Annotated in this window: 26 protein-coding genes, 2 tRNA genes and 2 riboswitches; of the genes, 8 read left to right on the top strand and 20 right to left on the bottom strand. The window is 61.7% G+C overall.

Annotation, left to right across the window (positions count from 1 at the left end; all coding sequences use genetic code 11):
- The first annotated feature begins 3 nt into the window (after nt 1–3).
- Entirely contained in the window at nt 4–1,902 is a 1,899-nt protein-coding gene (locus K420_RS0111850; RefSeq protein WP_027458254.1) for a peptidase U32 family protein, read from the top strand.
- Between the two features lie 6 nt (nt 1,903–1,908).
- On the opposite strand, the gene K420_RS0111845 is transcribed toward K420_RS0111850, so the two are convergent.
- The gene (locus K420_RS0111845; protein ID WP_027458253.1) at nt 1,909–2,619 is read right to left on the bottom strand and encodes a class I SAM-dependent methyltransferase; all 711 of its coding nucleotides are present in this window, start codon (nt 2,617–2,619) and stop codon (nt 1,909–1,911) included.
- Between the two features lie 123 nt (nt 2,620–2,742).
- On the opposite strand from K420_RS0111845, the gene K420_RS0111840 reads away from it, so the two are divergent.
- Complete coding sequence (locus tag K420_RS0111840) at nt 2,743–3,468, top strand: zf-TFIIB domain-containing protein (protein WP_027458252.1); 726 nt, start codon at nt 2,743–2,745, stop codon at nt 3,466–3,468.
- A gap of 45 nt (nt 3,469–3,513) precedes the next feature.
- Here the strand turns inward: K420_RS0111840 and K420_RS0111835 are convergent, their stop codons facing one another.
- Together K420_RS0111835 and K420_RS0111830 are read right to left on the bottom strand one after the other, a co-directional pair.
- A complete protein-coding gene (locus K420_RS0111835) occupies nt 3,514–3,993 on the bottom strand; it encodes an OmpA family protein (protein WP_027458251.1) in 480 nt (159 codons plus the stop codon).
- A 45-nt stretch (nt 3,994–4,038) separates the two neighbouring features.
- Entirely contained in the window at nt 4,039–4,590 is a 552-nt protein-coding gene (locus K420_RS0111830; protein WP_027458250.1) for a YaeQ family protein, read from the bottom strand.
- A 114-nt stretch (nt 4,591–4,704) separates the two neighbouring features.
- Between K420_RS0111830 and K420_RS0111825 the strand changes: the two genes are divergently transcribed.
- Nucleotides 4,705–5,145 (top strand): rhodanese-like domain-containing protein, encoded by a 441-nt coding sequence (locus tag K420_RS0111825; protein ID WP_027458249.1) that lies wholly within the window; start codon nt 4,705–4,707, stop codon nt 5,143–5,145.
- 231 nt (nt 5,146–5,376) lie between these two features.
- On the opposite strand, the gene K420_RS0111820 is transcribed toward K420_RS0111825, so the two are convergent.
- Nucleotides 5,377–5,453, bottom strand: a tRNA-Arg gene (locus K420_RS0111820).
- A gap of 23 nt (nt 5,454–5,476) precedes the next feature.
- A tRNA-Pro gene (locus K420_RS0111815) sits at nt 5,477–5,553 on the bottom strand.
- A gap of 144 nt (nt 5,554–5,697) precedes the next feature.
- Between K420_RS0111815 and dksA the strand changes: the two genes are divergently transcribed.
- Nucleotides 5,698–6,123 carry an RNA polymerase-binding protein DksA gene (gene dksA, locus K420_RS0111810; RefSeq protein WP_027458248.1) on the top strand — a complete coding sequence of 142 codons (426 nt, stop codon included), beginning with the start codon at nt 5,698–5,700 and terminating at the stop codon, nt 6,121–6,123.
- Between the two features lie 95 nt (nt 6,124–6,218).
- Here dksA and pnp read toward each other — a convergent pair whose 3' ends face one another.
- The 15 genes from pnp to K420_RS0111735 all read right to left on the bottom strand — a co-directional run bounded on the left by pnp (nt 6,219) and on the right by K420_RS0111735 (nt 20,931).
- Nucleotides 6,219–8,357: a polyribonucleotide nucleotidyltransferase gene (gene pnp / locus K420_RS0111805; RefSeq protein WP_027458247.1), complete on the bottom strand. Its 2,139-nt coding sequence runs from the start codon at nt 8,355–8,357 to the stop codon at nt 6,219–6,221.
- A gap of 129 nt (nt 8,358–8,486) precedes the next feature.
- Complete coding sequence (rpsO, locus tag K420_RS0111800; protein ID WP_027458246.1) at nt 8,487–8,756, bottom strand: 30S ribosomal protein S15; 270 nt, start codon at nt 8,754–8,756, stop codon at nt 8,487–8,489.
- A 97-nt stretch (nt 8,757–8,853) separates the two neighbouring features.
- Nucleotides 8,854–9,759 carry a tRNA pseudouridine(55) synthase TruB gene (gene truB, locus K420_RS0111795; RefSeq protein ID WP_027458245.1) on the bottom strand — a complete coding sequence of 302 codons (906 nt, stop codon included), beginning with the start codon at nt 9,757–9,759 and terminating at the stop codon, nt 8,854–8,856.
- Nucleotides 9,760–9,768: 9 nt separating this feature from the next.
- Entirely contained in the window at nt 9,769–10,146 is a 378-nt protein-coding gene (gene rbfA / locus K420_RS0111790) for a 30S ribosome-binding factor RbfA (protein WP_027458244.1), read from the bottom strand.
- Nucleotides 10,146–12,851 (bottom strand): translation initiation factor IF-2, encoded by a 2,706-nt coding sequence (gene infB, locus K420_RS0111785; protein WP_027458243.1) that lies wholly within the window; start codon nt 12,849–12,851, stop codon nt 10,146–10,148. Before infB ends, rbfA begins: the two co-directional genes overlap by 1 nt.
- Nucleotides 12,852–12,868: 17 nt before the next feature.
- The gene (gene nusA, locus K420_RS0111780) at nt 12,869–14,341 is read right to left on the bottom strand and encodes a transcription termination factor NusA (RefSeq protein WP_027458242.1); all 1,473 of its coding nucleotides are present in this window, start codon (nt 14,339–14,341) and stop codon (nt 12,869–12,871) included.
- A gap of 21 nt (nt 14,342–14,362) precedes the next feature.
- Nucleotides 14,363–14,803: a ribosome maturation factor RimP gene (gene rimP, locus K420_RS0111775; protein ID WP_027458241.1), complete on the bottom strand. Its 441-nt coding sequence runs from the start codon at nt 14,801–14,803 to the stop codon at nt 14,363–14,365.
- Between the two features lie 119 nt (nt 14,804–14,922).
- Nucleotides 14,923–15,918 carry a 23S rRNA pseudouridine(2605) synthase RluB gene (gene rluB / locus K420_RS18865; RefSeq protein ID WP_051453101.1) on the bottom strand — a complete coding sequence of 332 codons (996 nt, stop codon included), beginning with the start codon at nt 15,916–15,918 and terminating at the stop codon, nt 14,923–14,925.
- Nucleotides 15,915–16,451, bottom strand: coding sequence for an SMC-Scp complex subunit ScpB (gene scpB, locus K420_RS0111765; RefSeq protein ID WP_027458240.1), 537 nt, complete (start codon nt 16,449–16,451; stop codon nt 15,915–15,917). The genes rluB and scpB overlap by 4 nt, the downstream gene beginning before the upstream one ends.
- Nucleotides 16,420–17,304 (bottom strand): segregation and condensation protein A, encoded by an 885-nt coding sequence (locus K420_RS18860; protein ID WP_051453100.1) that lies wholly within the window; start codon nt 17,302–17,304, stop codon nt 16,420–16,422. Before K420_RS18860 ends, scpB begins: the two co-directional genes overlap by 32 nt.
- A gap of 1 nt (nt 17,305) precedes the next feature.
- Entirely contained in the window at nt 17,306–17,596 is a 291-nt protein-coding gene (locus K420_RS0111755) for a lipid-A-disaccharide synthase N-terminal domain-containing protein (protein ID WP_198293838.1), read from the bottom strand.
- The gene (locus K420_RS0111750; protein ID WP_027458238.1) at nt 17,596–18,798 is read right to left on the bottom strand and encodes a tryptophan--tRNA ligase; all 1,203 of its coding nucleotides are present in this window, start codon (nt 18,796–18,798) and stop codon (nt 17,596–17,598) included. The genes K420_RS0111755 and K420_RS0111750 overlap by 1 nt, the downstream gene beginning before the upstream one ends.
- A gap of 6 nt (nt 18,799–18,804) precedes the next feature.
- Nucleotides 18,805–19,455, bottom strand: a complete 651-nt coding sequence (locus tag K420_RS0111745) for a site-2 protease family protein (RefSeq protein WP_027458237.1) — start codon at nt 19,453–19,455, stop codon at nt 18,805–18,807.
- Between the two features lie 7 nt (nt 19,456–19,462).
- Complete coding sequence (locus K420_RS0111740) at nt 19,463–20,089, bottom strand: L-threonylcarbamoyladenylate synthase (protein WP_027458236.1); 627 nt, start codon at nt 20,087–20,089, stop codon at nt 19,463–19,465.
- A 2-nt stretch (nt 20,090–20,091) separates the two neighbouring features.
- The gene (locus K420_RS0111735) at nt 20,092–20,931 is read right to left on the bottom strand and encodes a 3',5'-nucleoside bisphosphate phosphatase (RefSeq protein WP_027458235.1); all 840 of its coding nucleotides are present in this window, start codon (nt 20,929–20,931) and stop codon (nt 20,092–20,094) included.
- Nucleotides 20,932–21,040: 109 nt separating this feature from the next.
- Nucleotides 21,041–21,129, top strand: a riboswitch (glycine riboswitch).
- Between the two features lie 7 nt (nt 21,130–21,136).
- Nucleotides 21,137–21,225, top strand: a riboswitch (glycine riboswitch).
- A gap of 77 nt (nt 21,226–21,302) precedes the next feature.
- Between K420_RS0111735 and gcvT the strand changes: the two genes are divergently transcribed.
- The 4 genes from gcvT (at nt 21,303) to K420_RS0111715 (ending at nt 26,345) form a co-directional block, all read left to right on the top strand.
- Complete coding sequence (gene gcvT / locus K420_RS0111730) at nt 21,303–22,394, top strand: glycine cleavage system aminomethyltransferase GcvT (RefSeq protein ID WP_027458234.1); 1,092 nt, start codon at nt 21,303–21,305, stop codon at nt 22,392–22,394.
- Between the two features lie 24 nt (nt 22,395–22,418).
- Nucleotides 22,419–22,805: a glycine cleavage system protein GcvH gene (gene gcvH, locus K420_RS0111725; RefSeq protein WP_027458233.1), complete on the top strand. Its 387-nt coding sequence runs from the start codon at nt 22,419–22,421 to the stop codon at nt 22,803–22,805.
- A 130-nt stretch (nt 22,806–22,935) separates the two neighbouring features.
- Entirely contained in the window at nt 22,936–25,806 is a 2,871-nt protein-coding gene (gene gcvP / locus K420_RS0111720; protein ID WP_027458232.1) for an aminomethyl-transferring glycine dehydrogenase, read from the top strand.
- Nucleotides 25,806–26,345 (top strand): DUF2946 family protein, encoded by a 540-nt coding sequence (locus K420_RS0111715; protein ID WP_035854778.1) that lies wholly within the window; start codon nt 25,806–25,808, stop codon nt 26,343–26,345. The genes gcvP and K420_RS0111715 overlap by 1 nt, the downstream gene beginning before the upstream one ends.
- The last annotated feature ends 4 nt before the right edge of the window (nt 26,346–26,349 follow it).

The following is a 26,349-nucleotide window of genomic DNA, read 5'->3' as shown; positions in this document are numbered from 1 at the left end:
GCCATGACCCGACTTCAACATCCGCTCGAACTCCTCGCTCCGGCCAAGAACGCCGATTTCGGCATCGAGGCCATCAAGCACGGCGCCGATGCCGTCTACATCGGCGGCCCGTCCTTCGGGGCCCGCTATGGCGCCGGCAACGATGTCGCCGATATCCAACGCCTGTGCGATTTCGCCCACCGCTACCGGGCCAGGGTCTTTGTCGCGCTGAATACCATCCTGCACGATTCGGAGCTCGAAGACAGCCGGCAACTGGCTTGGCAACTGTACGAAGCGGGCGTCGATGCGCTGATCATCCAGGACATGGGCCTGCTCGAACTCGACCTGCCGCCCATCCAGTTGCACGCCAGCACGCAGACCGACATCCGCAGTCCGGCCAAGGCCAAGTTCCTCGAAGACGTCGGTTTCTCGCAGATCGTTCTGGCCCGCGAGATGAGTATCGACGAAATCAAAAAGGTGGCCGAGGCGACCACACTGTCCCTCGAGTATTTCGTGCATGGCGCGCTGTGCGTGGCCTATTCCGGCCAGTGCTACATCAGCCAGGCCCACACCGGCCGCAGCGCCAACCGTGGCGAATGCTCGCAGGCCTGCCGCCTGCCCTACACCCTGGTCGACGAAAAGGGCAAGGTCATCACCGAGAACCAGCACCTGCTGTCGATGAAGGACAACAACCAGACCGAGAACCTGCTCGCCCTGGTGGAAGCCGGCGTCAGCTCGTTCAAGATCGAGGGGCGGTTGAAGGACCTGTCCTACGTCAAGAACATCACGGCGCATTACCGCCTGTTGCTCGACGACATCATCGCCACCCATCCGCAATACACCCGCGCCTCCAGCGGCAAGAGCACCTACACTTTCGAACCACAGCCGGACAAGACCTTCAACCGCGGCTACACCGACTATTTCGCCGGTGGCCGCCAGGACGACATCGGCGCCTTTGACACGCCGGCCTTTGTCGGCGAGTTGATCGGCGAGGTCGTTGAAATTGGCGACGGCTGGATCATCGTCAATAGCGAGCAAGCCTTCCACAACGGCGACGGGGTCTGCTTCCATGATGCCAATGGCGATGTGATGGGCATGCGCATCAATCGCGCCGAGGGCGACAAGCTGTTCCCGGCAGAAATCCCGGAGGAACTGACCGAAGGCGCCACGCTGTTCCGCAACCGCGACCAGGCTTTCGAGCGGGCGCTGGAAAAGGATTCGGCTGAACGCCGCATCTCGCTCAAACCTGTGCTGACGGAAACCGACGACGCCTTCGTGCTGACCCTGACCGATGAAGACGGCGTCACCGCCAGCGCCGCACTGCCACGCAGCGAACAAATCGGCAGCGAACTGGCCCAGAACCCGGAACAGGCGCTCGCCAAGCTCAAGGAAAACCTCGGCAAGTTCGGCAACACGATGTTTGTCGCCGAACCCGTTGAACTGCAACTGAGCCAGGCGTGGTTCCTGCCGGTCAGCGCCGTCAATGCGCTACGCCGCGAAGCCACCGAAAAGCTCGAAGCAGCCCGCCTGGCCAGCCACCCGCGCCCGCCGCGCGCCGAACCGGCAGTTAATCCGGTGCCCTACCCGCAGGAGGAGCTGACCTACCTGGGTAATGTCTTCAACGCCAAGGCCCGCGCCTTTTACGAGAAGCACGGCGTCAAGCTGATCGAGGAAGCCTACGAGGCGGGCAACGAAAAAGGCATGGTATCGCTGATGATCACCCGCCACTGCCTGCGCTACAGCTTCAACCTATGTCCGAAAGAAGTGAAGCACCTGAAGCCGGACCCGATGACGCTGATGAACGGCAACGAGAAGCTGATCCTCAAGTTCGACTGCAAGGCCTGCGAGATGCACGTCATCGGCAAGATGAAAAAAGGCGTCAAGCTCAACCTCGGCACCATTCGTCAAGCTTCCTGCGGCTAAGCCGGCTCAGGCCGGTTTGCGCAGCACATCGACGCGCTGGGGATTGAGGAAGGTCGCTCCCTCCGGCCCGAGAAAGGATTCGAATTTCGCCTTGACCCGGGCATACAGTTCAGGCGCCAGTTGATGGCTGGTGTGCGTGACCTGGATCATGCGCTGGTCAAAGCGTTCGAAGTTCTCGAAATAGCTGCGGGTGTTGAAGAACAGCTGCCGCTCGGAGCGCAGCGGCCCCCGTTCGACGGCCTTGCAGATGGCGGCGAAGGCAGCCTCGCGCACGACCTTTTCGTCGTGAAACAGCTTGAACACTTCGTTCAGATGACCGGCATAGACCGGCTCGGAAATCCAGGCCAGGCCGCCCGGTTTGAGCACACGGGCAATTTCGTCGAGCGCCTGATCCATGAAGGCCATGGGCACATGGTGCAGCGATTTGAACATCAGCACGATGTCGATGCTGCTGTCTTCGGCAGGAATGGCCTCGGCCCCCGCATGTCGGAATTGCACATTCGGCAGATCGGCAATCTGCAGGTTGCGCTCATGCTGGATGGTATCCACTTCGAGCGCCAGAATACCGCTGACCCGGCCGGTTTCAGCCAGCAGGCGCGTCTTCTCTGCCTTGCCACAGCCCAGTTCGAGCACTTGGGCGCCATCGAAGGGCAGTTGCTCCAGCATCAGTTTGACTTCATTGACCAGCAGGGTCTGGGTAGGATCGGCGATTTTCATGGTGCATCCAGGAAGGAAAACAACCCGCATATTAACGGATGACGATATAGGCGGCACGCCTTGCTACTGCCCCGGTTGATGGCTCTGCGCTATAGTCGTGGCCTGTCTCGGCCTCAATCGACCATGAAACCGACGCCCTGCCCCTCCTGCCAGCAAACCATGAGCAAGCACCGCTTCGAACGGCTGCATCATGGCGAAGTCATTCTCGACCTGTGCTATCCCTGCCAGGGGATCTGGTTCGATGATTTCGAGAGCGTGCAGATCACGCCGGGCGGCATCATCGAACTGTTCAAGTTGCTGAATGAACACCGAGACGACCAGCGCCAGCCGCTGCGTGATCCGCTACAGTGCCCGCGCTGCCACGAGAAACTGTTGCACGGTATCGACCGAGCCAAGCATGGCGGCCAGTTCAATTATCACCGCTGCCTGCAGAAACACGGCCGCTTCACCACTTTCGGTCAGTTTATGATCGAAAAGGGCTTTGTCCGGCAACTGGCCCCGGCTGAAATCACCACACTCGCCGCCCGGGTCGGCACCATCCGCTGCAACGGCTGCGGTGCGCCGGTCGATATCCGGCACAACCACGCCTGTACGCATTGCCGGGCGCCCATCGCCATTCTGGACGCCGATGCCGTCGAACAGGCCCTGGCGCGCTACCAGCACGCCGAGATCAAGCGCACCACGGTCAATGTCGACGCCCTTGGCGATGCCATCGTGATGCGCGAACGGGAAATTTCACGTCGCAACCGCGAACTGTCGCGCGGGCGGATCGAGGATATCGAAGTCGGCGACCTGCTCTTGTCGGGCGTCGAACTGATCTGGAAGCTGGTGTTTCGCCGCGAGTCGTAAAAAAGGCGAGCCACCATGGCTCGCCTTGACGGGAATCCCCTGGGCTTACTGGACGCGAATTTCGACACGCCGCCCTTCTTCCGGGCTGCCTTCGCCAATTGTCGATTCCGGTTTGCGGAATTTGACACGCTCCACTGCCACGCCGCCGGCAACCAGCGCATCGTGCACTGCCATGGCCCGCTGCTTGGCCAGTTCGGCATTCCTTGCCGGATCACCGGACGGATCGTGGAAGCCGGAGAGCAGGACAATGCCACCCTCCTTGGCGGCGAGAGCCTCAACTGTTTGGGCCACAATCCCCTTGTCGGCCTCATCGAGTTCCGCCTTGCCCACAGCAAAATAAACCTTGGCCAGCGCCTCGCCAACCGGGGCGATTTCAGCCTCGGCAGCCACCGGGGCAACGGGAGCAGTGGGCTGGGATGCTTTCCACATTCCCAGGCCGGCGACGAGGGCAATGATGCCGAAGATCACCCCGGCCAGAACACCGAAGACTACGCCTTGGGTTTCGTTATCGTCGTTGTCGGACATCGGGCTTTACCTCTACGCAAAATTGAGAAATCGGAAACCGCCATTCTATCCCTGCGTTTCGTCGAACAGAACCGCGGGTTTGAGCTCGACCTGCCGCTCGTCGTCACCCAACCAGATCAGGCCTTCCTGGATCGTGCATTGCAGGCGCATGGTGCGTTGCGCCAAGCTGGCCAACGCCTGGCCTTCATCGGCGGTGAGGGAAAGCACGCGTAAGTTCTTCTGGCCAGCCACCTTGCCAGCCGTCTGCTGCCACCAGATTTCCGCCCCGCGGCCACCGTAGCTCAGCACGACAACATGCCGCGAACGATTGCAGGCGCGCCGGATATCCTTTTCGTCCGGCAGGCCGACATCGATCCAGCGTTCGATGGCACCAGTCAGGTCGGTATCGAGCAAATCCGCCTCGTCCTCGGTGGACAGGCCACGGCCAAAGGCCAGGCTATCCGAGGCGTGCAACGCAAAGGCGAGCAGACGCACCATCATCCGCTCATCGGTCTCCGACGGATGGCGGGCAATCGTCAGCGAGTAATCGCCAAAGTGCGAACGATCGAGGTCGGCCAGTTGCAGTTCCGCCTTGAAAATGGTTGATTTGAGCGCCATGCCAGCCCCGAAAAAAGCGGCGATTATCCCACGCCAAGGGAACCTCGCCGCCTGCAACACACTCTCAGTTCGAGAATAGGCCTTGCCATTTCCCCTCATGAATCAGGAAGACCAATGCACCGGCTATTGATCGCCAGCCTTCTCGCCTTTGCCCAACTTGCCAAGGCCGAAGTCATCGACATCGACAACACCCAGCTCGAAAAACTGCGCCAGAGCGGCGTGCCTGTCATCGACATCCGCCTGCAAACCGAATGGGAAGAAACCGGGATCGTCGCGGGGAGTTCGTTGCTCACCTTCTTCGATGCCCAAGGAAAGTACGATGCCGCCGCTTGGCTGGAAAAGGTCAAGCCCATCGCCAAGCCGGGCGAGCCGGTCATCGTGATTTGCCGAACCGGCAACCGCACCAAGCCGGTCAGCCAGTTCCTGTCACGACAAGCTGGTTACACCACCGTGTACAACGTCCGGCATGGCATCAAGGGCTGGATTAGCGCCGGCGGACCTGTCATACCGGCCAGCCAGAACATCGCCGCATGCAAGGCAACGAAAACCTGCTGAGACACCCCGTTGACCGCAAACGCTGCGCCAGCTGCGAACGCTGGGGCGGTTTCCGGCAAGCAGGCAGCACCCCGGATCATGTGCTGATCGAGGCAGAAACCAGCACCGGCCTCTGCCAGGGCGGCCCTTGGGATGGTTCGGAACGTCGGGCGCGGTCGGCCTGTGGACACTGGAGAAGCTGGACACCCGATCCGGCCGAAACGCGAAATCAGCAGCAAGCCCTCGCTTGATTGGCGTGCCCGGAGGGACTCGAACCCCCGACCTGCTGCTTAGAAGGCAGCTGCTCTATCCAGTTGAGCTACGGGCACTTGAGGGTGATGCGAAGAGGAATTGGTCGGGGCGGTGGGATTCGAACTCACGACCCTCTGCTCCCAAAGCAGATGCGCTACCAGACTGCGCTACGCCCCGACACGAGAAGGCGCATTCTACCATCACCGGGAAAGGCGTGCCAGATCAGGCAACTGTCTTTACCGAAGAAACAAACCTTGCCTCGATTTCGCCTTCATGATATTTAATCGGTTTTTCGTCATCAGGCGCACAAGGCACAAGAACATGGCAGAAGAACTGCTCCACAAGCACTTCACTCCCTACCAGCCCAAGGCAGGCGAGGAGTACATGAGCAACAAGCAACTGGCTCACTTCCGCAAGATTCTCGAAGCAATCAAGAAGGAATTGAGCGAGGATATCGACCGCACCGTTCACACCATGCAGGACGAAGCGACGGTTTTTGCCGACCCGAACGACCGGGCCAGCCAGGAAACCGACATGGCCATCGAACTGCGCAACCGTGACCGCGAGCGCAAGCTGATCAAGAAAATCGACGAAACCCTGGGCCGTATCGAAAGCGGCGATTATGGTTTCTGCGACAAGTGCGGCGTCGAGATCGGCATCAAGCGCCTGGAAGCCCGCCCAACGGCTACCCTGTGCATCGATTGCAAGACGCTCGACGAGCTCAAGGAAAAACAGATGGCCAAGTAAGGCGATTGCCGGCCAGGGTCGGCTTGCTGATCAAGCAAGCCATCCAATGAAAAGGGCACCTCGCGGTGCCCTTTTTGCATTCGGAGAGAAGCGATTTATTGCTGTTGTTGCTGAACAGCAGCCTCCGGTGCGGCAGCAGCGCCCTCTTCCTCGGCCACGGCCTTCATCGACAGCTTGACGCGGCCACGGTCGTCGGTTTCGAGAACCTTGACGCGCACGACCTGGCCTTCCTTGACGTAGTCCTCTACCTTGTTGACGCGCTCCTTGGCGATCTGCGAAATGTGCAGCAGACCATCCTTGCCCGGCAGCACCTGGACGATGGCACCGAAGTCGAGGATCTTAAGGACGGTACCTTCGTAAATCTTGCCGATCTCGACTTCCGCCGTGATGGCATCGATGCGGGCACGGGCAGCGGCAGCGGCGTCACCGGAGGTGGCGGCGATCGTGATCGTACCGTCATCCTGGATGTCGATGGTGGTGCCGGTTTCCTCGGTGATGGCACGGATCACGGCGCCACCCTTGCCGATCACGTCGCGGATCTTTTCCGGATTGATCTTGAAGGTGTAGAGGCGCGGTGCGTAGGCGGACATTTCTTCACGCGGGCCGGCTGCCGATTCCTGCATCAGGCCGAGGATGTGCAGGCGGGCTTCCTTGGCCTGAGCCAGCGCAACCTGCATGATTTCCTTGGTGATGCCCTGGATCTTGATATCCATCTGCAGCGCGGTGATACCGGCGGTCGAGCCAGCCACCTTGAAGTCCATGTCGCCGAGGTGATCTTCATCACCCAGGATGTCGGTCAGCACGGCAAAGCGGTTGCCATCCTTGATCAGGCCCATGGCGATACCGGCAACGTGCGCCTTGAGCGGCACACCGGCGTCGAGCAGTGCCAGACAGCCGCCGCAGACGGAAGCCATCGACGAGGAGCCATTGGACTCGGTGATCTCGGAGACGACACGCATCGAGTAGGAGAAATCCTCCGGTGCCGGCAGCACGGCCAGCAGGGCGCGCTTGGCCAGACGGCCGTGACCGATTTCGCGACGCTTCGGGGTGCCGACGCGGCCGCATTCGCCGGTGGCGTACGGCGGCATGTTGTAGTGCAGCATGAAGCGGTCGCGGTATTCACCGGCCAGCGCGTCGATGATCTGCTCGTCGCGGTTGGTGCCCAGCGTGGCAACAGCCAGCGCCTGGGTTTCGCCACGGGTGAACAGCGCCGAACCGTGGGTGCGCGGCAACACGCCGGAACGCATGGTGATCGGGCGAACGGTGCGGGTGTCGCGGCCGTCGATACGCGGCTGGCCGGACAGGATGCGGCCGCGCACGATGGCGGCTTCCATTTCGAAGAACAGGTTGCCGACGGTGTTGGCATCCGGCGCGCCTTCTTCGCCCGTGCACAGGGCGGCGACGGCTTCAGCAGCGATTGCCTTGACGGTCTGGCTGCGGGTCTGCTTGGAGGTAATGCTGTAGGCCTCTTCCAGCTTGGCGCCAACCAGATCCTTCAGGCGGGCAACCAGGGCCTCGTCCTTGGCCGGGGCTTGCCATTCCCACTCCGGCTTGCCGGCTTCCTCGACCAGTTCGTTGATGGCGTTGATCGCCTTCTGCATTTCGGTGTGACCGAACACCACGGCGCCCAGCATGACCTCTTCCGACAACTGATCGGCTTCGGATTCGACCATCAGCACAGCAGCTTCGGTACCGGCAACGACGAGGTCCAGCTGGCTGTCCTTCAACTGGCTCAGGGTCGGGCACAGCACGTATTGGCCGTTGATGTAACCGACGCGGGCGGCACCGATCGGGCCGGCAAACGGAATGCCGGAGATCGCCAAGGCGGCGGAGGCACCGATCATCGCCGGGATGTCGGAATCGACTTCCGGATTCAGCGAGACGACGGTGGCGACGACCTGGACTTCATTGTAGAAACCTTCCGGGAACAGCGGGCGGATCGGACGGTCGATCAGGCGGGAGGTCAGGGTTTCCTTTTCGGATGGGCGACCTTCGCGCTTGAAGAAGCCACCGGGGATACGGCCGGCGGCGTAAACCTTTTCCTGGTAATCGACGGTCAGCGGGAAGAAGTCCTGACCGGGCTTGGCGCTCTTGGCGCCGACGACGGTCACCAGAACGACCGTCTCTTCCATCGACACCACCACGGCGCCGCCTGCCTGACGAGCGACTTCACCGGTTTCAATCGTCACCTGGTGGTCGCCGTAGGCGAAGGTTTTTTTCACGACATTAAACATGCACTTCCTTTCACTCTCATCACATTAATCAACAATAACAACAACTTACAACAATCAAACAACGGTGCTGCAAAAACGAAAAAAGCGGCCGGGAGACTCCGGGCCGCTTTTTTTCCAATCTCGGCTGAATTACTTGCGCAGGCCAAGCTTGGTAATCAGGGTACGATAACGCTCGATATCCTTGCCCTTCAGGTAGTCGAGCAGCTTACGACGCTGCGAAACCAGGCGCAGCAGGCCGCGGCGGGAGTGGTGATCCTTGGTGTGCTCCTTGAAGTGCGGCTGCAGATCGTTGATACGAGCGGTCAGCAGCGCGATCTGTACTTCCGGAGAACCGGTGTCACCCTTCGACTGGGCGAATTCGGCGACGATGTTCGCCTTGTTTGCAGTGGTCATTGCCATTTCAAACTCTCTTTCATTGTTGCGACGCCGCCCCAGTTTGATAGAGCCAGCGCCAGTTGGAAAACCGTCCAAGACGGAAAAGACGAATTGTAGCAGATCAACTCGCCAACTGCACCAGCCTCTTCGGCCAGAGCAAGCTCCCGGGCCCTGGCTCACCAACGCCCAGCAGGCGCCCTTCGGCGTAGACACGAATCTTGCCAAGCAAGCCGGTGGGCAGGGTAACCGGATTGCCGTGGCTGAAGCGGTTCGCTTCAGCCGCTGCGAGATGCACCGCCGGCAGGGACTGCAGCAAGGCATCGACGGGCAGCAAATGGGTACCCCGCTGTACTTCGTCCTGTAGTTCCAGTTGGCTCAGGGTCACGCTGCGTTCGAGTACCAGATCACCCACCCGGGTCCGCCGCAAGGCTGTCAGGTGGGCACCACACCCCAGCACTTGACCGATATCGGCGGCCAGGACACGGATATAGGTTCCCTTGCTGCAGGAAACACGCAGGCGCAGCACATCACCTTCCAGACCGAGCATGTCGAGGGCGTGGATCGTGACATCGCGCGCTTCACGCTCGACTTCTATACCTTGCCTGGCCAGTTCGTATAACGGACGCCCGTCACGCTTGAGGGCGGAATGCATCGGCGGAATCTGCTTGATGGGACCGGTGAAGCGCGGCAACAGACGCTCGACGTCAGCGATTGAAGTAGTGACTGCCGCGTTGGTCAGCACCTGCCCCTCAGCATCGCCGGTGTCCGTCGTGATCCCCAGTTTGACATCGGCTTCGTACGTCTTGTCGGCGTCGAGCAGATCGGCCGAAAACTTGGTGGCCTCACCAAAACACAAGGGCAGCAATCCGGTTGCCATCGGGTCCAGCGTTCCCGTATGCCCCCCCTTGGCTGCGGAAAACAGGCGGCGAGCCTTTTGCAAGGCATCGTTCGACGTCATGCCCGACGCCTTGTCGAGCAACAGAACGCCATCAACCTGCTTCCAGGTTTTTTTGACCTTGGGCTGCATGGCGGAAACTTATTCGTCCGGGGTCTGATCGGACAGCGCGTTGGCCTGGTCAATCAGTTGCGACAGGCTGGAGCCGCGCTCCAGCGAATTGTCGTAAACGAAGTGCAGTTCGGGCAGCGTGTGAATATGGATGCGGCGACCCAGTTCACGGCGCAGAAAGCCGGAGGCCCGCTTCAGGCCGCGCTCGATATCCGCCAGATGGTCGGAATTGAGTGTGGTGAAGAAAACCTTGGCATGCGCGTAATCCGGCGTCAGTTCGACTGCTGTCAGGCTGATCATCCCGACGCGCGGATCCTTCAATTCGGTGCGAATCAGATCGGCCAGGTCGCGGCGCACTTGCTCCGCGACCCGATCACTGCGTTGAAATCCTCGGGACTGCTTCTTCATTACAGCGAGCGAGCCACTTCCTGGATTTCGTAAGCTTCGAGCTGGTCACCTTCCTGGATATCGTTGTTACCCCGCAACGACAGACCGCACTCGAAGTTAGAGCGAACTTCCTTGACATCATCCTTGAAGCGCTTGAGCGAGTCGAGTTCGCCATCCCAGAGCACGACGTTGTTGCGCAGCAGGCGGACACGGGAAGAGCGTTTGATAAGGCCTTCCAGTACGTAGCAACCCGCAATCGCGCCGACCTTGGAAATGTGGAAAACCTGGCGAATCTCGACCATGCCGGTAACCTGCTCGCGCTTTTCGGGCGCCAGCATCCCGGACAGGGCGGCCTTGACTTCGTCCACCGCATCGTAGATCACGTTGTAGTAGCGGAGGTCGACACCAAAGTTTTCGGCCAGCTTGCGTGCGCCGGCATCGGCCCGGATGTTGAAGCCGATGATGACGGCTCCGGACGCCTGCGCCAGGTTGACATCGGATTCGCTGATCGCACCGACGGCACCATGCACGACCTGAACGCGGACTTCATCCGTCGACAGCTTCTGCAAGGTCTGGACCAACGCTTCCTGCGAACCCTGTACGTCGGCCTTGACGATGAGCGGCAGGGTCTTGACCTCTCCCTCCTCCATCTGCTGGAACATGTTCTCCAGCTTGGCGGCCTGCTGCTTGGCAAGCTTGACGTCACGGAACTTGCCCTGGCGGAACAAGGCGATTTCGCGTGCCTTCTTCTCGTCGTTCAGCACGATGGCTTCTTCACCGGCCGCCGGAACGTCGGCCAGGCCGAGAATCTCGACCGGAATCGACGGACCGGCCTCACTGATCGGCTTGCCGTTCTCGTCCAGCATGGCGCGTACCTTGCCGAACACCTGGCCAGCCAGCACGACATCGCCACGCCGCAACGTACCGGACTGCACCAGCATGGTCGCCACCGCGCCACGCCCCTTGTCGAGACGTGCTTCGATGATCAGGCCCTTGGCCGGCGCATCCTTCGGTGCTTTCAGTTCGAGAATTTCAGCCTGCAGCAGCACCTGCTCGAGCAGCTCGTCAATACCGGTACCCTTCTTGGCCGACACCGGGCAGAACGGCGAATCACCGCCGTATTCTTCCGGAATCACGCCTTCCGCCACCAGCTCCTGCTTGACGCGGTCCGGATTGGCATCCGGCTTGTCGATCTTGTTGACTGCCACGACCAACGGTACGCCAGCCGCCTTGGCATGGTGAATCGCTTCTTTGGTCTGCGGCATCACGCCGTCATCGGCAGCAACAACCAGGATGACGATGTCGGTCGCCTTGGCACCGCGCGCCCGCATGGCCGTGAAGGCCTCGTGACCCGGGGTATCGAGGAAGGTGATCATGCCACGGTCGGTTTCGACGTGATAAGCGCCGATGTGCTGCGTAATGCCGCCAAATTCGCCCGCCGCCACCTTGGCGCGACGGATGTAGTCGAGCAGCGAGGTCTTGCCGTGGTCGACGTGACCCATGACCGTCACCACCGGGGCACGCGGCTCGAGCGGGATATCCTTGTGCTCGACGTTCTCCTCGAGGAAGGCATCCGGGTCATCCAGCTTGGCAGCGACCGCCTTGTGGCCCATTTCCTCGACGACGATCATCGCCGTTTCCTGATCCAGCACCTGATTGATGGTGACCATCGAACCCATCTTCATCATCGCCTTGATGACTTCGGTCGCCTTCACAGCCATCTTGTGGGCCAGATCGGACACCGAGATGGTTTCGGGAATATGCACCTCGCGGGTGATCGGTTCGGTCGGCGCCTGGAAACTGCCCTGGCCGTCGTCCGACTTCGACGACTTCTTGTGACCATGGCGATTGTCCTTCCAGCCACCGGCACCGTCGGCGCCTCGTGTCTTGATGCCGGCCTTCTTCTTGCCGTCATCAGCCGCTCGGCCGCCCTTTTCACCTTTCTTGACACCGGTGTCGGGCTTCTTGTGCAGCGTACCCTTCTCGCCTTCGCCTGCCTTGGCCTGGGCAGCAGCCTGCTGCTTGGCTTGCTCGGCCACCTTGGCCGCCGCAGCGGCGACTTCGGCCTGCTGACGCATGACAGCCAGCTGGGCTTCACGAGCCTGCTTTTCCTTCAGTTCCCGCTCCTGGATTTCGCGCAGACGATTGCGACGACGGGCCTCCTCTTCGCGGGCCTTGAGTTCCTTTTCACCAATGATCGCAGCGCGGTCGAGAACCGGCGCAGGCGCTGGCTTGGCCGGCACTTCGGACACCTCTTCCTCGACGACCGGTTCCGGCTCCGGTGCCTCTTCGATGACCGGCTCCGGCTCGGGAATGACCACCGGCTCGGGGATGACCTCGACCACCGGTTCGACGACAGGTTCCGGAACGATCTCGACTACCGGCTCAAGAACCGGCTCGGCCGCCACTTCGGCAGACTGCTCGACGATGTCGTCACGCTTGACGAGGACGCGTTTCTTGCGGACCTCGACCTGCACGGTACGGGCACGACCATGTGCATCGGTCGCCTTGATTTCTGACGTCTGCTTACGGGTCAGGGTGATCTTGGTCTTCGACTCGTCGCCGTGCGAGCGGCGCAGGTAGTCGAGAAGCTTCGCCTTGTCCTGATCGGTCAGGGTATCGTTGGCTCCTCCCTTGCTGACCCCGGCCTTGCTCAACTGTTCGAGCAGGGCCGCGACCGGCATTTTGAGTTCAACGGCAAATTGTGAAACTGTTGTTGCGGACATACTTTGCTACCTCCCGCTCACTCGAACCAGTGAGCCCGTGCCTTCAGAATGAGTTCCTTGGCACGCTCGTCGTCGATGCCGGTCATTTCGGTCAGTTCATCCACCGCCAGTTCCGCGAGGTCGTCGCGGGTCTTGACGTCGTGTTCGGCCAATTTGGCGGCCAGTTCCTTGGTCATGCCCTCGAGCCCGATCAGATCCTCCGAGACGCTTTCCAGCTTCTCCTCGGTGGCGATGGCCTCGGTCAGCAGAACGTTACGGGCGCGATTACGCAGCTCGTTGACGATCTCCTCGTCCAGCCCGTCGATTTCCAGCATTTCGGCCAGCGGCACGTAGGCGACCTCTTCCAGGGTCGAGAAACCTTCGTCGATCAGCAGATCGGCGAGCTCTTCGTCGATATCCAGCTTTTCCATGAAGGTGACGCGCGTCACGGCATGCTCGGCTTCGGACTTCTTGGCCGACTCGTCCTGCGTCATCAGGTTGATGGTCCAGCCGGTCAGCTCGGAGGCCAGACGGACATTCTGGCCGCTGCGGCCGATGGCGATGGCGAGGTTATCCTCGTCTACAACAACGTCCATCGCGTGCTTTTCTTCATCTACGACGATGGAAGAGACCTCGGCCGGCGACAGGGCGCCGATCACGAACTGCGCCGGATCAGCCGACCACAATACGATATCGATGTTCTCGCCGCCGATCTCGTTGCGCACGGCGGTAACACGCGAACCGCGCAGGCCGACACAGGTACCGATCGGGTCGACACGCGGGTCATTCGACTTGACGGCGATCTTGGCGCGCAGACCGGGGTCGCGGGCACAGGCTTTCAGTTCCATCAGCCCGTCGGAGATTTCGGGGACTTCCAGTTCGAACAGTTTGATGACAAATTCCGGCGCAGTGCGCGACAGGATGATCTGCGGGCCGCGCGCATTGCGGTCGATGCGCAGCAAGTAGGCCTTGACGCGATCCCCGATGCGCAGGTTCTCCTTCGGGATCATCTGCTCGCGCGGCAGCAGGGCCTCGATCTTGCCGGCTTCGATGATGGCGTTGCCACGCTCCATGCGCTTGATCGTACCGGATACGACATGCTCGCCGCGGCTCAGGAAGTCAGACAGTATCTGCTCGCGCTCGGCGTCGCGAATCTTCTGCAGGATGACCTGCTTGGCAGCCTGGGCGCCGATACGGCCGAAATCGATCGGCTCCAGAGGTTCTTCCAGGTAATCACCGGCCTCGACCTCGGGGTCGTCCTTTCGCGCATCCGACAGCGGCACCTGCAGGTACTCGTTGACATACTCGTCGTCGGGAACCACCTGCCAACGACGGAAGGAGTCGTAGTTACCCGTATTGCGGTCGATCGAGACACGCACCTCGGCCTCGTCGTGGATACGCTTTTTCGTCGCGGAAGCGAGCGCCAGCTCAAGGGCACCGAAGACGATCTCCTTGGCGACGTTCTTTTCGCGGGCCAGTGCATCGACCAGCAGCAACATTTCACGGCTCATGGGCTAAAACCTCCTAGTCCTTCAGTCGAATCGGGGCACCAGACGTGCCTTCTCGATATTGGTAAATTCCAGTTCCACATCATCTTTTTCCAGGCGCAAGCCGACCTTGCCATCCTGGCAGCCGAGCAGTTCACCCTGAAAGTTGCGGCGGCCGTTCTGCGGGATGCGCAGCTTGATCTGGATATCCTGGCCGGCGAAGCGTGTGAAGTCGGCTTCCTTCTTAACGACGCGATCCATGCCCGGCGAGGAGATCTCGAGGCGATCGAAATCGACATTCTCGACCTCGAACAGACGCGTCAGCTGATTCGAAACCTTGGCGCAATCCTCGACATCGACGCCGCTTTCCTTGGTCGGCGCATCGATGAAGACGCGAATCGTGCGACCGCGCGGCGACAACTCGACATCAACGAGTTCATAGCCCATACCGACAACGGTGGTTTCCAGCAGCGTATTTAAATCCATGGCCACAAATAAAAAATGGGCGAAACGCCCACCTTGAGAATACAAAGATGCCCTGCTCAAAAGAGCAGGAGGAACAAACCCGTGAATTATAACGGATTTATTCCCCTCAGACAATCCGTTTAGGTAGTCTCCGCCCCCTTTTGGTTGCCTGGCGTGCTCCTGGCGAGCTCACGCAGCAGGGCCTTCACCTCGTCCTCGCTCAACTCGTGCGAGCGGCCACGTTTCAATTGCGGCGGCAGGACGAAGGGGCCGTAGCGAACCCGAATCAGGCGGCTGACCGTGCAGCCGACCGCCTCGAACATGCGCCGCACCTCACGGTTCCGCCCTTCGAACAGGGTGACGCGGTACCACTTGTTGGCCCCCTCGCCACCGGCATCGACCAGGCTGGCGAAGCTGGCCATGCCGTCCTCCAGTTCGACGCCGTTGAGCAATTGCTGCTGCGCCTCCATGGTCAGTTCGCCCAATACACGGACGGCGTATTCGCGAACCAATTCAGAACTCGGATGCATCAGCTTGTTGGCCAATTCACCCGAGGTGGTGAACAGCAACAGGCCCGACGTGTTGAAATCGAGGCGGCCAACGTTGATCCAGCGTCCACCGCGCATGCGCGGCAAGGCGGCGAAGACCGACGGACGACCATCCGGGTCGTCGCGCGAAACGATCTCGCCTTCCGGCTTGTGGTACATCAGCACGCGTGGCGGACGCGAACTGCCGGTGAAACGGATGTTGATCAGGCGACCGCCGACCTTGACCTTGTCGGTTGGCACCACGGATTGTCCGATGGTGGCGACGACGCCATTGACGCTGACCTTGCCGGCAGCGATCCACTCCTCCATTTCGCGGCGCGAGCCGACGCCGGCTTCGGCCAGCACCTTCTGCAGACGAACCGGCTTGGCTTCGGCGAGCGGGCGACCGTCGCGGGCGATCTGGCCACGATTGGCGCGGCCGCCGGTGTTGGGCGCCGGTTTGCGGCGGGGAGCGGGTTTGGCGGCAGGCGCATCGATGGCCGGGGACTCCCGGCGCGGGCCACGTCCACGGCTCGGCTGATCGCCCCGTTCGCTCGCCCCCACGGGCTTGTTCGGCGACTGACGGAATGGTGTGCGTTTATTGGTCATTGTTCCAGCTCCAGTGTCTGGCTGATTTGTTCAAGCGGTGGTAGTTCGCTGACGCTGCGGAGGCCGAGATCATCGAGAAATTGCCGGGTCGTTGCGAACAGCGCCGGCCGTCCCGGAGTTTCGCGGTGGCCGACGACGTCGATCCAGCCACGCTCCTCCAGGGTCTTGATCACGTTGGTATTGACTGCCACGCCGCGGATTTCTTCGATATCGCCGCGCGTCACGGGTTGACGATAGGCGATGATGGCCAGGGTTTCCAGCACCGCCCGTGAATATTTCGGCGGGCGCTCGGGATTGAGACGGTCGAGGTAAGGCAAGTATTCAGCCCGGGTCCGGAAGCGCCAGCCGGAAGCGAGCTGGATCAACTCGACCGGCCGGTCGGCCCATTCCTCGCGCAACTGGTCGAGCAGTTTGCGCAGGGTATCGGTCGACAATTCCTCGTCGAACATCTTTTTCATGTCGCTTGGCATCATCGGCTCGCGTGCCGCGAGCAACGCTGCCTCAAGCACCTTCTTGACCAGGCTCGGCTCCATCGCCCTCCTCCAAGACCACTTCCGGTTCGCCCGTACTCAGATTGATGTAGATCGGCGCAAAGGCTTCGGTTTGCGTGATACGGATCATCTTTTCCCGCCCCAGTTCGAGCATGGCCAAAAAATGCACGACCAAGCCCGGCGGCCCCATGTCGATGTCGAACAGGGTTTCGAACTGCACAAAGCCACCCCTCTCCTGCAGGGTGCGCAGGATGATGCCCATGTGCTCGCGCACTGACAGTTCCTCGCGGCCGATCTTGTGGTGCTTCTTCAGCCCGGCCTGGCGCACGACGGCCATCCAGGCTTCCTTGAGGTCATCGACTGAAACTTCGGGCAGCCGCACCAGCAAGGATTTTTCGACCAGCGTTTCGACCCAGAAGAATTCGCGCTCGGCTTGTGGCATTTCGTTCAGCTTCTGGCCGGCGAGCTTCATCTGCTCGTATTCCATCAGCCGGCGCACCAGTTCGGCCCGTGGATCTTCCGCCTCTTCGCCCTCTGCCAGCTTGGGACGCGGCAAGAGCATGCGCGACTTGATCTCGATCAGCATCGCCGCCATGACCAGATAGTCGGCGGCCAGTTCCAGATTTTGCGCCCGCATGGCTTCGACGTAATCGAGATACTGCCGGGTCAGCGGCGCCATCGGGATATCGAGAATATCGATATTGGCGCGGCGGATCATGTAGAGCAGCAGGTCGAGCGGCCCCTCGAAGGCATCGAGCATGATCGCCAATGCATCGGGCGGGATATACAGGTCGAGCGGCAACTGCTCCATCGGCTGGCCGTAGATACGGGCCACTGGTTCGAGCAGGTCAGCTTGGGCGACCGGCGCATCCAGCACGTCGAGATCGGCCGTCATGTCACGAGGCCGCGGCGCGGCCCTTGCCCTTGTAATGCAGATGCAGGTTGCGGAAGTAGATGATGAGACCCAACGCCTGGCCAAAGATGAAGACCGGGTCTTCCCGATGGATGGCATAGACGGTGAGCACCAGCCCGCCAGCAATGCTGAAGTACCAGAAGGCAACCGGGACGACGACCTGCTTGGCCTTTTCGCTCGACCACCACTGGACGACAAAGCGCATCATGAACAGCGCCTGCCCGCCAAAGCCGATGCCGATCCAGATCAGCGTCTCCCAGTCCATGCCGAACATCAGTGGTATTCCAGCCCCATCGCTTCACGCACGTCACGCATCGTTTCACGCGCCAGTTCGCGGGCCTTTTCGCAGCCGTCGGCAATGATGTTCTTGACCAGTGTCGGATCGTCCAGATACATCTGGGCCCGCTCGCGCATCGGGATCTGTTCTTTCAGGATGCCGTCGATAACCGGTTGCTTACACTCGATGCAACCGATACCGGCCGTCTTGCAGCCCTGCTGCACCCATTCCTTGGTGCTGTCGTCGGAATAGACCTGGTGCAACTGCCAGACCGGGCAACGCGCCGGATCGCCCGGATCGGTGCGGCGCACGCGATTGGTGTCGGTCGGCATGCTCTTCACCTTCTTGGCCACCGACTCTTCCGATTCGCGCATGGTGATGGTGTTGTGGTACGACTTGGACATCTTCTGCCCGTCGAGACCCGGCATTTTCGATTCTGGTGTCAGCAGGTAGCCCGGCTCGACCAGGATCATCTTGCCGGTGCCTTCCAGGTAGCCGAACAGGCGCTCGCGATCGACCGCCGACAGGTGCTGGATTTCGTTGAGTACGGCCTTGGCCTGCTCGACGGCTTCCTTGTCGCCGTTCTGCTGGAAGCGGACGCGCAGTTCTTCGTACAGGCGGGCCTTCTTGCTGCCCAGTTTCTTGACGGCCTCGCGGGCCTTGTCCTCGAAATCCGGCTCGCGGCCGTACATGTGGTTGAAGCGGCGGGCCAGCTCGCGGGTGAATTCGACGTGCGGGATCTGGTCCTCGCCGACCGGCACCTTGTCGGCGCGGTAGATCAGGATGTCGGCGCTCATCAGCAGCGGGTAGCCGAGGAAGCCGTAAGTCGTCAGATCCTTGCCGGCCAGCTTTTCCTGCTGGTCCTTGTAGGTCGGCACGCGCTCCAGCCAGCCGAGCGGGGTCATCATCGACATCAGCAGGTGCAGTTCGGCGTGCTCGGGCACCTTGGACTGGATGAACAGCGTCGCCTGGTTCGGATCGACACCGGCAGCGAGCCAGTCGATGACCATGTCCATCGACGACTTCTCGATACCCTGCGGATTGTCGTACTGCGTCGTCAGGGCATGCCAGTCGGCAACGAAGAACAGGCAGGGATATTCATGCTGGAGCTTGACCCAGTTCTTGAGAACCCCGTGGTAATGGCCGAGATGCAGGGCGCCGGTCGGGCGCATGCCGGAGAGAACACGTTCAGCGTACATAGTCGATTAGTAGAGACCAAAAATAAACTCGATAATCCCGGCCGACAGCATGACCAGCGGGTTCATGACGGCGCCGAGGATACCGGTGAACAGGAGCAGCAGCAAAATCGGGAAGCCCCACGGCTCAATGCGGGCGAATTTCCAGGCCAGGCCATGCGGCAGCAGGCTGACGGCGATCCGCCCACCGTCGAGTGGCGGCAGCGGCAGCAGGTTGAGTACCATCAGCACGCAATTGACGACGATGCCGACCTTGCCCATTTCGGAGAGCGGCAAGGTGAATTCGTTACTCGGCATCAGCCAGGCGAGCTTGAGCACGAAGGCCCAGCAGAGGGCCATGAACAGGTTGGCAGCAGGGCCGGCGGCAGCCACCCAGAACATGTCCTGTTTCGGATTGCGCAGGCGACCGAAATCGACCGGCACCGGCTTGGCGTAGCCGAACAGGAAGGAACCGCCGGAAAAGAGCAGGATGGCGATCGGGATGACGATGGTGCCGATCGGGTCGATATGACGCAGCGGGTTGAGACTGATGCGCCCCATCTGCCAGGCGGTCGGGTCGCCGAAATGACGCGCCGCGTAGCCGTGCGCCGCCTCGTGCAGCGTAATGGCGAAGATCACCGGCAGGGCCGATATCGCCAGGGTCTGGATCAGGCTTTCCAGCATATCGTCAGTCGAGTCCGAACAAGGCCAGCGGACCGCGTCCGGCGCGCACCAGTTCGGGTGCCGTGCCGGTCAGATCGATGACGGTCGTCGGTTCGGTACCGCAATGGCCGGCATCGAGGATCAACTCGATCTGGTCATCCAGCCGATCCTGGATTTCCCAGCCTTCGGTGAGCGGTGCTTCGTCGCCCGGCAACTGCAGGGTCGTGGTCAGCAAGGGCTCGCCCAACTCCTCCAGCAAGGCCAGCGCAACAGGATGATCGGGGATACGCAGGCCGATGGTCTTGCGTTTCGGGTGCATGACCCGGCGCGGCAATTCCTTGCTGCCTTCGAGGATGAAGGTGTAGCTGCCGGGCGTCGCCGCCTTGAGCAGGCGGTACTGCGCGTTGTCGACACGGGCATAGGTGGCAATTTCCGACAGGTCGCGCACCATCAGCGTCAGGTGATGACGGTCGTCAACCTGGCGAATCATCCGGATACGGTCGAGCGCCTCCTTGTCACCCAGATGGCAACCCAGCGCATAGCAGGAGTCGGTCGGCAGCGCGACCAGCGCACCGTCGCGGATGAATTCGGCAGCCTGCACGAGCAGGCGCTGCTGCGGCGAATCGGGATGGATATTGACGAGACGGGCCATGCTCAAAGTACCAGACGCCAGACAGGTTTAAGATCTTCGGGTAGCTGCGGCAGCTTGCCGAGATCGACGTAGCTTTCCTCCGGGCCGTGAAAATCGGAGCCACGCGAGGCGTGCAATTCGTAATGCCTCGCCAGCCGGGCGAAATGCATCACATGATCCGGCGAATGGCTGCCACAGGTTACCTCGATACCACGACCACCGAGATCCCTGAAGTCATCGAGGAAGCGGCGCATCTGGGCACCGGACATCTTGTAGCGTCCGGGGTGCGCGACGACTGCCACGCCACCAGCACCGTTGATCCATTTGACCGAATCCTCCAGCGTCACCCACTGGTGATCGACGTAGCCGGGTTTGCCTGGCGTCAGGTAATGCTGGAAGACGCCCGGCACATCGCGGGCGATGCCGACTGAGACCAGATAGCGGGCAAAGTGGGCACGCGAGATCAGGCTCGGGTTGGTCACGAAGCACAGGGCGCCCTCATAGACACCCGGGATGCCGATGGCGGCAAGCGCCTCCCCCATCCGCCGGGCACGCTCGACGCGTCCTTGGCGCAAGGCCTGCAGACCTTCGACTAATGCCCGATCCTGGGCATCGAAACCCAAGCCGACGATGTGAATCGGAATGCCCTGCCACTCGATGGAGATCTCGACGCCGTTGACGAAGCGCATGCCGGCCTCCTCGGCCGTTGACCTTCCCTCCTCCAGGCCGCCGATATCATCGTGATCGGTCAGCGCCCACAGGTCGACGCCATTGGCAGCCGCCCGCCTGGCGACTACCGCCGGCGGCAGCAAACCGTCGGAAACGATGGAGTGGCAATGAAAGTCGAAATTGGCAGGCGTCACAGGCAAGCGCTTGAAGTCAAACGAAGAGTTTATCACGAAGGCCAGACCGCCCGGATTTCCTTGTGCGGCGCAGCATGTTGATTCGACCGTGCCATCCCGCTATAGTGCCCTCCATTCCGTGGGAGAGGGCAGTTCGATCTGCCGCCGAAGGCGCAAACCCACCCGAAAACGCTCAGGCAAAAGGACCGCGGAATCAGCAGCTTATCGCTGAAACTCTGGAGAGCGACGACAGCCGCCAGGCAAGCGTCCACCGATGGGGCAAATCTCTCAGGTATCGAGGACAGAGGGGTGAAACGCAAGACGCGAGTTTTACGTTTCACCCTTTTTCCGTTTCCAGAAACGGCTTTGAGAAAAGCCACTAAAGGATTGATATGCTGAAGAAAACGGTTTTAAATGCTGCGCACCGCGCACTCAACGCCCGGATGGTGGATTTCGGTGGCTGGGACATGCCGGTCAACTACGGCTCCCAGATCGAGGAGCACCACGCCGTGCGTAACTATTGCGGCATGTTCGACGTGTCGCACATGTGCCCAGTCGATCTGGTCGGTGCCGATTGCCGCCCCTTCCTCTCCCGCCTCGTCGCCAACGATGTCGCCAAGCTGACCGTCTCCGGCAAGGCGCTCTACTCCGCCATGCTCAACGAAACTGGCGGCGTCATCGACGACCTGATCATCTACTTCCTGACTGACACCCGCTTCCGCATTGTCGTCAATGCCGGCACCGCCGAGAAGGATCTGGCCTGGATGCAGGCCAAGGCCGCCGAATGGAAGATGGACGTCACCATCACCCAGCGCCGCGACGGCGACAACGCCCTCGGCATCATCGCCGTGCAAGGCCCGAACGCCCGCGCCAAGGTCTGGTCGGTGCTGCCGCAGGCCAAGGCCGCGACCGAAGGTTTGAAGGCTTTCTTCGCCGCCGAAGTCGATCAGTATTTCATTGCCAGCACCGGTTACACCGGCGAAGACGGCTACGAAGTCATGCTGCCGGCCGGCGAGGCTGAAAGTCTGTGGAACAAGCTCAAGGATGCCGGCGTCGCCCCCTGCGGCCTCGGTGCTCGCGACACACTGCGCCTCGAAGCCGGCATGAACCTCTACGGCCAGGACATGGACGAAACCGTGTCGCCACTCGACGCCGGTCTGGCCTGGACCGTGGCCATGAAGGACGAGCGCGATTTCGTCGGCCGCGCCGCATTGGCCGCCAATGGCCAGCAAAAGCAGTTCCTTGGCCTGATCCTGCTCGACAAGGGCGTGCTGCGCGGCCACCAGAAGGTCGTCACCGCCCAGGGCGAAGGCGAAATCACCTCCGGTTCCTTCTCGCCGACGCTGCAGCAATCCATCGCGCTGGCCCGCCTGCCGCTCGGCGTCGCCATCGGCGACGAAGTGCAGGTCGATATCCGCGGCAAGCTGCTCAAGGCCAAGGTCACCAAACCCGTTTTTGCCCGCAACGGCAAGGCTGTTCAATAAATTCCACCCATTCAGGAGAAAACCATGTCGAACGTCCCGTCCAACCTCAAGTACGCCGCCTCCCACGAGTGGGTTCTGAAGAACGCCGATGGCTCCGTCACTGTCGGCATCACCGACCACGCACAGGAAGCCCTGGGTGACCTGGTGTTTGTCGAACTGCCGGAAGTCGGCGCCCATTACGCCAAGGACAAGGAAATCGCCGTCGTTGAATCGGTCAAGGCCGCGGCCGACGTCTACGCCCCGATCGGCGGCACCGTCACCGAAGTGAACCAGGCCGCTGCCGACGCGCCGGAATCGGTCAATGCCGACGCCTACGCCGCCTGGCTGTTCAAGATGACGCCGGACAACATGGCCGACGTCGACGCCCTGCTCGACGCTGCTGCCTACCAGGCCGTCGCCGACGCCGCTTAACCTCATATCGTCGTTCCCGCTTCGGCGGGAACCCAGCAGCTGCGCCTGGATCCCCACCTGCAACAGGAGGAAGTCCTTATGGGGGGCGGGGATGACGACGCGCAGCTTCCATTCGACCGCAAGGATTCCCATGCCCCTGCATACCCCTCTTTCCGCCCTTGAACAGCACGACGAGTTCATCGGCCGCCACATCGGCCCCTGCGCCACCGAGATGAGCCAGATGCTGGCCGACATCGGTGCTGCCAGCCTCGACCAGCTGATCGATCAAACCGTTCCTGCCGCCATCCGCCTGCCGGCCGACCTGCCGCTGCCTGCGCCGCGCCGCGAACACGAAGCCCTGGCCGACCTGAAGGCCATCGCCGGCAAGAACGTCGTCGCCAAGTCCTGCATCGGCATGGGCTACTACGACACCCTGACGCCCAAGGTCATCCTGCGCAACGTCATGGAAAACCCGGGCTGGTACACCGCCTACACGCCTTACCAGGCCGAAATCGCCCAGGGCCGCCTGGAAGCGCTGATGAATTTCCAGCAGATGGTCGTCGACCTGACCGGCCTGGAAATCGCCAACGCTTCGCTGCTCGACGAAGCCACCGCCGCCGCCGAAGCCATGACCATGGCGCGCCGCGTATCCAAGTCCAAATCCAACCGTTTCCTGGTCGATGCCAACTGCTTCCCGCAAACGATCGACGTAGTGAAGACCCGTGCCGCCTATTTCGGTTTCGAACTGGTCATTGCCGGCATCGACAGCGTGAAGGATGAAGAATTCTTCGGCGCCCTGCTGCAATACCCCGGTGACAACGGTGAAGTGCGCGACCTGACCGACCTCATCGCCGGCCTCAAGGCCAAGGGTGCCTGCGTTGCCGTCGCCAGCGACCTGATGGCCCTGGTGCTGCTCAAGTCACCCGGCGCCATGGGCGCCGACATCGCCCTCGGCTCCAGCCAGCGCTTCGGCATCCCGATGGGCTTCGGCGGCCCGCACGCCGCCTTCTTCGCCACCCGCGAAGCCAATGTGCGCTCCATGGCTGGCCGCATCATCGGCGTTTCCAAGGATGCCCGCGGCAAGACCGCCTACCGCATGACGCTGCAGACGCGCGAACAGCACATCCGCCGCGAAAAGGCCAATTCCAACATCTGTACGTCGCAGGTGCTGCTCGCCAACATGGCCGGCATGTACGCCGTCTATCACGGCCAGCAGGGTCTGAAGACCATCGCCGCCCGCATCCAGCGCCTGACCGCCATCTTGGCCGCCGGCCTGAAACTGGCCGGGGTCGGCCTGGCGGCCGAGCAGTTCTTCGACACCCTGCACCTCGACCTGGGCGCCCGCGCCGAAACGGTCTATCGCGATGCCCTGGCGGCCGGCTACAACCTGCGCCGCGTCGCCGCTGGCGTGCTTGGCATCTCGCTCGACGAAACCACCACCCGCGACGACATTGCCGCGCTGTTCAAGGTCATCGCCCAGACGACGCTCGATATCGCTGCCATCGACGCCCAGGTCATCGGCCTGCCGAACGCCCTGCTGCGGACGGACGAGGTACTGACCCACCCGGTGTTCAATACGCACCACACCGAGCACGAGATGCTGCGCTACCTGAAGTCGCTGCAGAACAAGGATCTGGCGCTTGACCACTCGATGATCTCGCTTGGTTCCTGCACCATGAAGCTGAACGCGACCAGTGAGATGATCCCGGTCACCTGGCCGGAATTCGGCGGCATCCACCCCTTCGCCCCGCGCGATCAGGTGCAGGGCTACCACGAGATGATCGGTAGCCTGACCGAGTGGCTGAAGACCGTCACCGGCTTCGACGCCATCTGCATGCAGCCGAACTCCGGCGCCCAGGGTGAATACGCCGGCTTGGTGGCGATTGCCCGCTACCACGCCAGCCGCGGCGAAGGCCATCGCGATATCTGCCTGATCCCGAAATCCGCCCACGGCACCAACCCGGCCACCGCCCAGATGGCCAACATGAAGGTCGTCGTGGTCGATTGCGATGAAAACGGCAACGTGGACGTCAGCGACCTCAAGGCCAAGGCCGAAGCGCACAAGGACGATCTGGCCTGCCTGATGATCACCTACCCCTCGACACACGGCGTCTTCGAGGAAGCGGTGCGCGACATCTGCGCCATCGTGCATGCCAACGGCGGCCAGGTGTATATGGACGGCGCCAACCTCAACGCCCAGGTTGGCCTGACTTCGCCCGGTTTCATCGGCGCCGATGTCAGCCACATGAACCTGCACAAGACCTTCGCCATCCCGCACGGCGGCGGCGGACCGGGCATGGGCCCGATCGGTCTCAAGGCGCATCTTGCCCCCTTCATGGCCAACCATGTCGTCGCCCCGATCGACGGCCCGCACGGTGGCCAGGGTGCGGTGTCGGCTGCCCCGTTTGGCTCGGCCTCGATCCTGCCGATATCCTGGATGTACCTTGCCATGTTGGGTGGCGAAGGTGTCAAGAAGGCCACGCAAGTCGCCATCCTTAACGCCAACTATGTTGCCAGCAAGCTCAAGGACCATTACCCGGTGCTTTACGTCGGCAAGAACGGCCGCGTCGCCCATGAGTGCATCCTCGACATCCGCCCGATCAAGGCCGCCACCGGCATCGCCGAAATCGACATCGCCAAGCGCCTGATGGACTACGGCTTCCACGCGCCGACGGTCTCCTTCCCGGTCGCCGGCACGATCATGGTCGAGCCGACCGAGTCGGAATCGAAAGCCGAGCTGGATCGCTTCATCGCGGCGATGATCGCCATCCGCAACGAAATCCACCGCATCGAACGAGGCGAACTGCCCGCCGACAACAATCCGCTGAAGAATGCCCCGCATTCGCAGGCGGACGTTATCTCCGGCGAGTGGAGCCGCCCCTACAGCCGCGAGGAAGCCGTCTTCCCGCTGCCCTGGGTGGCTGCCAACAAGTTCTGGCCGAGCGTCAATCGCATCGACGATGTCTATGGCGACCGCAACCTGAACTGCGCCTGCCCGCCGATGGAAGCCTACGCCGACTGATGGTCGATCTCTCTGCCATCGCCAAGTGGCCCAACGTCCCCGCCTGTTACGACTGGTTGTCGCTTGACCGGCGGGGCGACTGGCGCTTACAGGGGGAACGTGTCACGCACCACGGCCTGATCGCATTCATGAACCGGCAGTACGGTTCGGACGAGGCGGGCCGCTGGTTCGTGCAGAACGGCCCGCAACGGGTTTTCGTTGCGCTAGCCGCCACACCCTGGGTCTTTCGGCACGAGGGTCTGCGTTTCATCAGCCACACCGGTCAGCCGGCCGGTGCGGTGCACAGCATTTTCCTCGACGCCGAAGGCAACGTCCTGCTGGCAACCGCCCTCGGCATCGGCCTGCTTGATGACCGCGAACTGGCGGGGTTCCTTGCTGATTGCCAGGGTGCAGATGGCCAGCCCGCCAGCGAGGAAGCCTTTGTCGATCTGCTGAACGGCGGCGCCAGCGCCATTTTCTGGAACGCCCATCGCCTGCAACACATCCTCGCCGGCGACCTGCCCCAACGTTTCGGCTTCGATCCCGCGCCGAAGCCCTGAAGCG

It is taken from the genome of Dechloromonas agitata is5, assembly GCF_000519045.1.
Lineage (GTDB): Bacteria > Pseudomonadota > Gammaproteobacteria > Burkholderiales > Rhodocyclaceae > Azonexus > Azonexus agitatus.
This window is presented reverse-complemented; position numbering and strand designations above follow the sequence as displayed.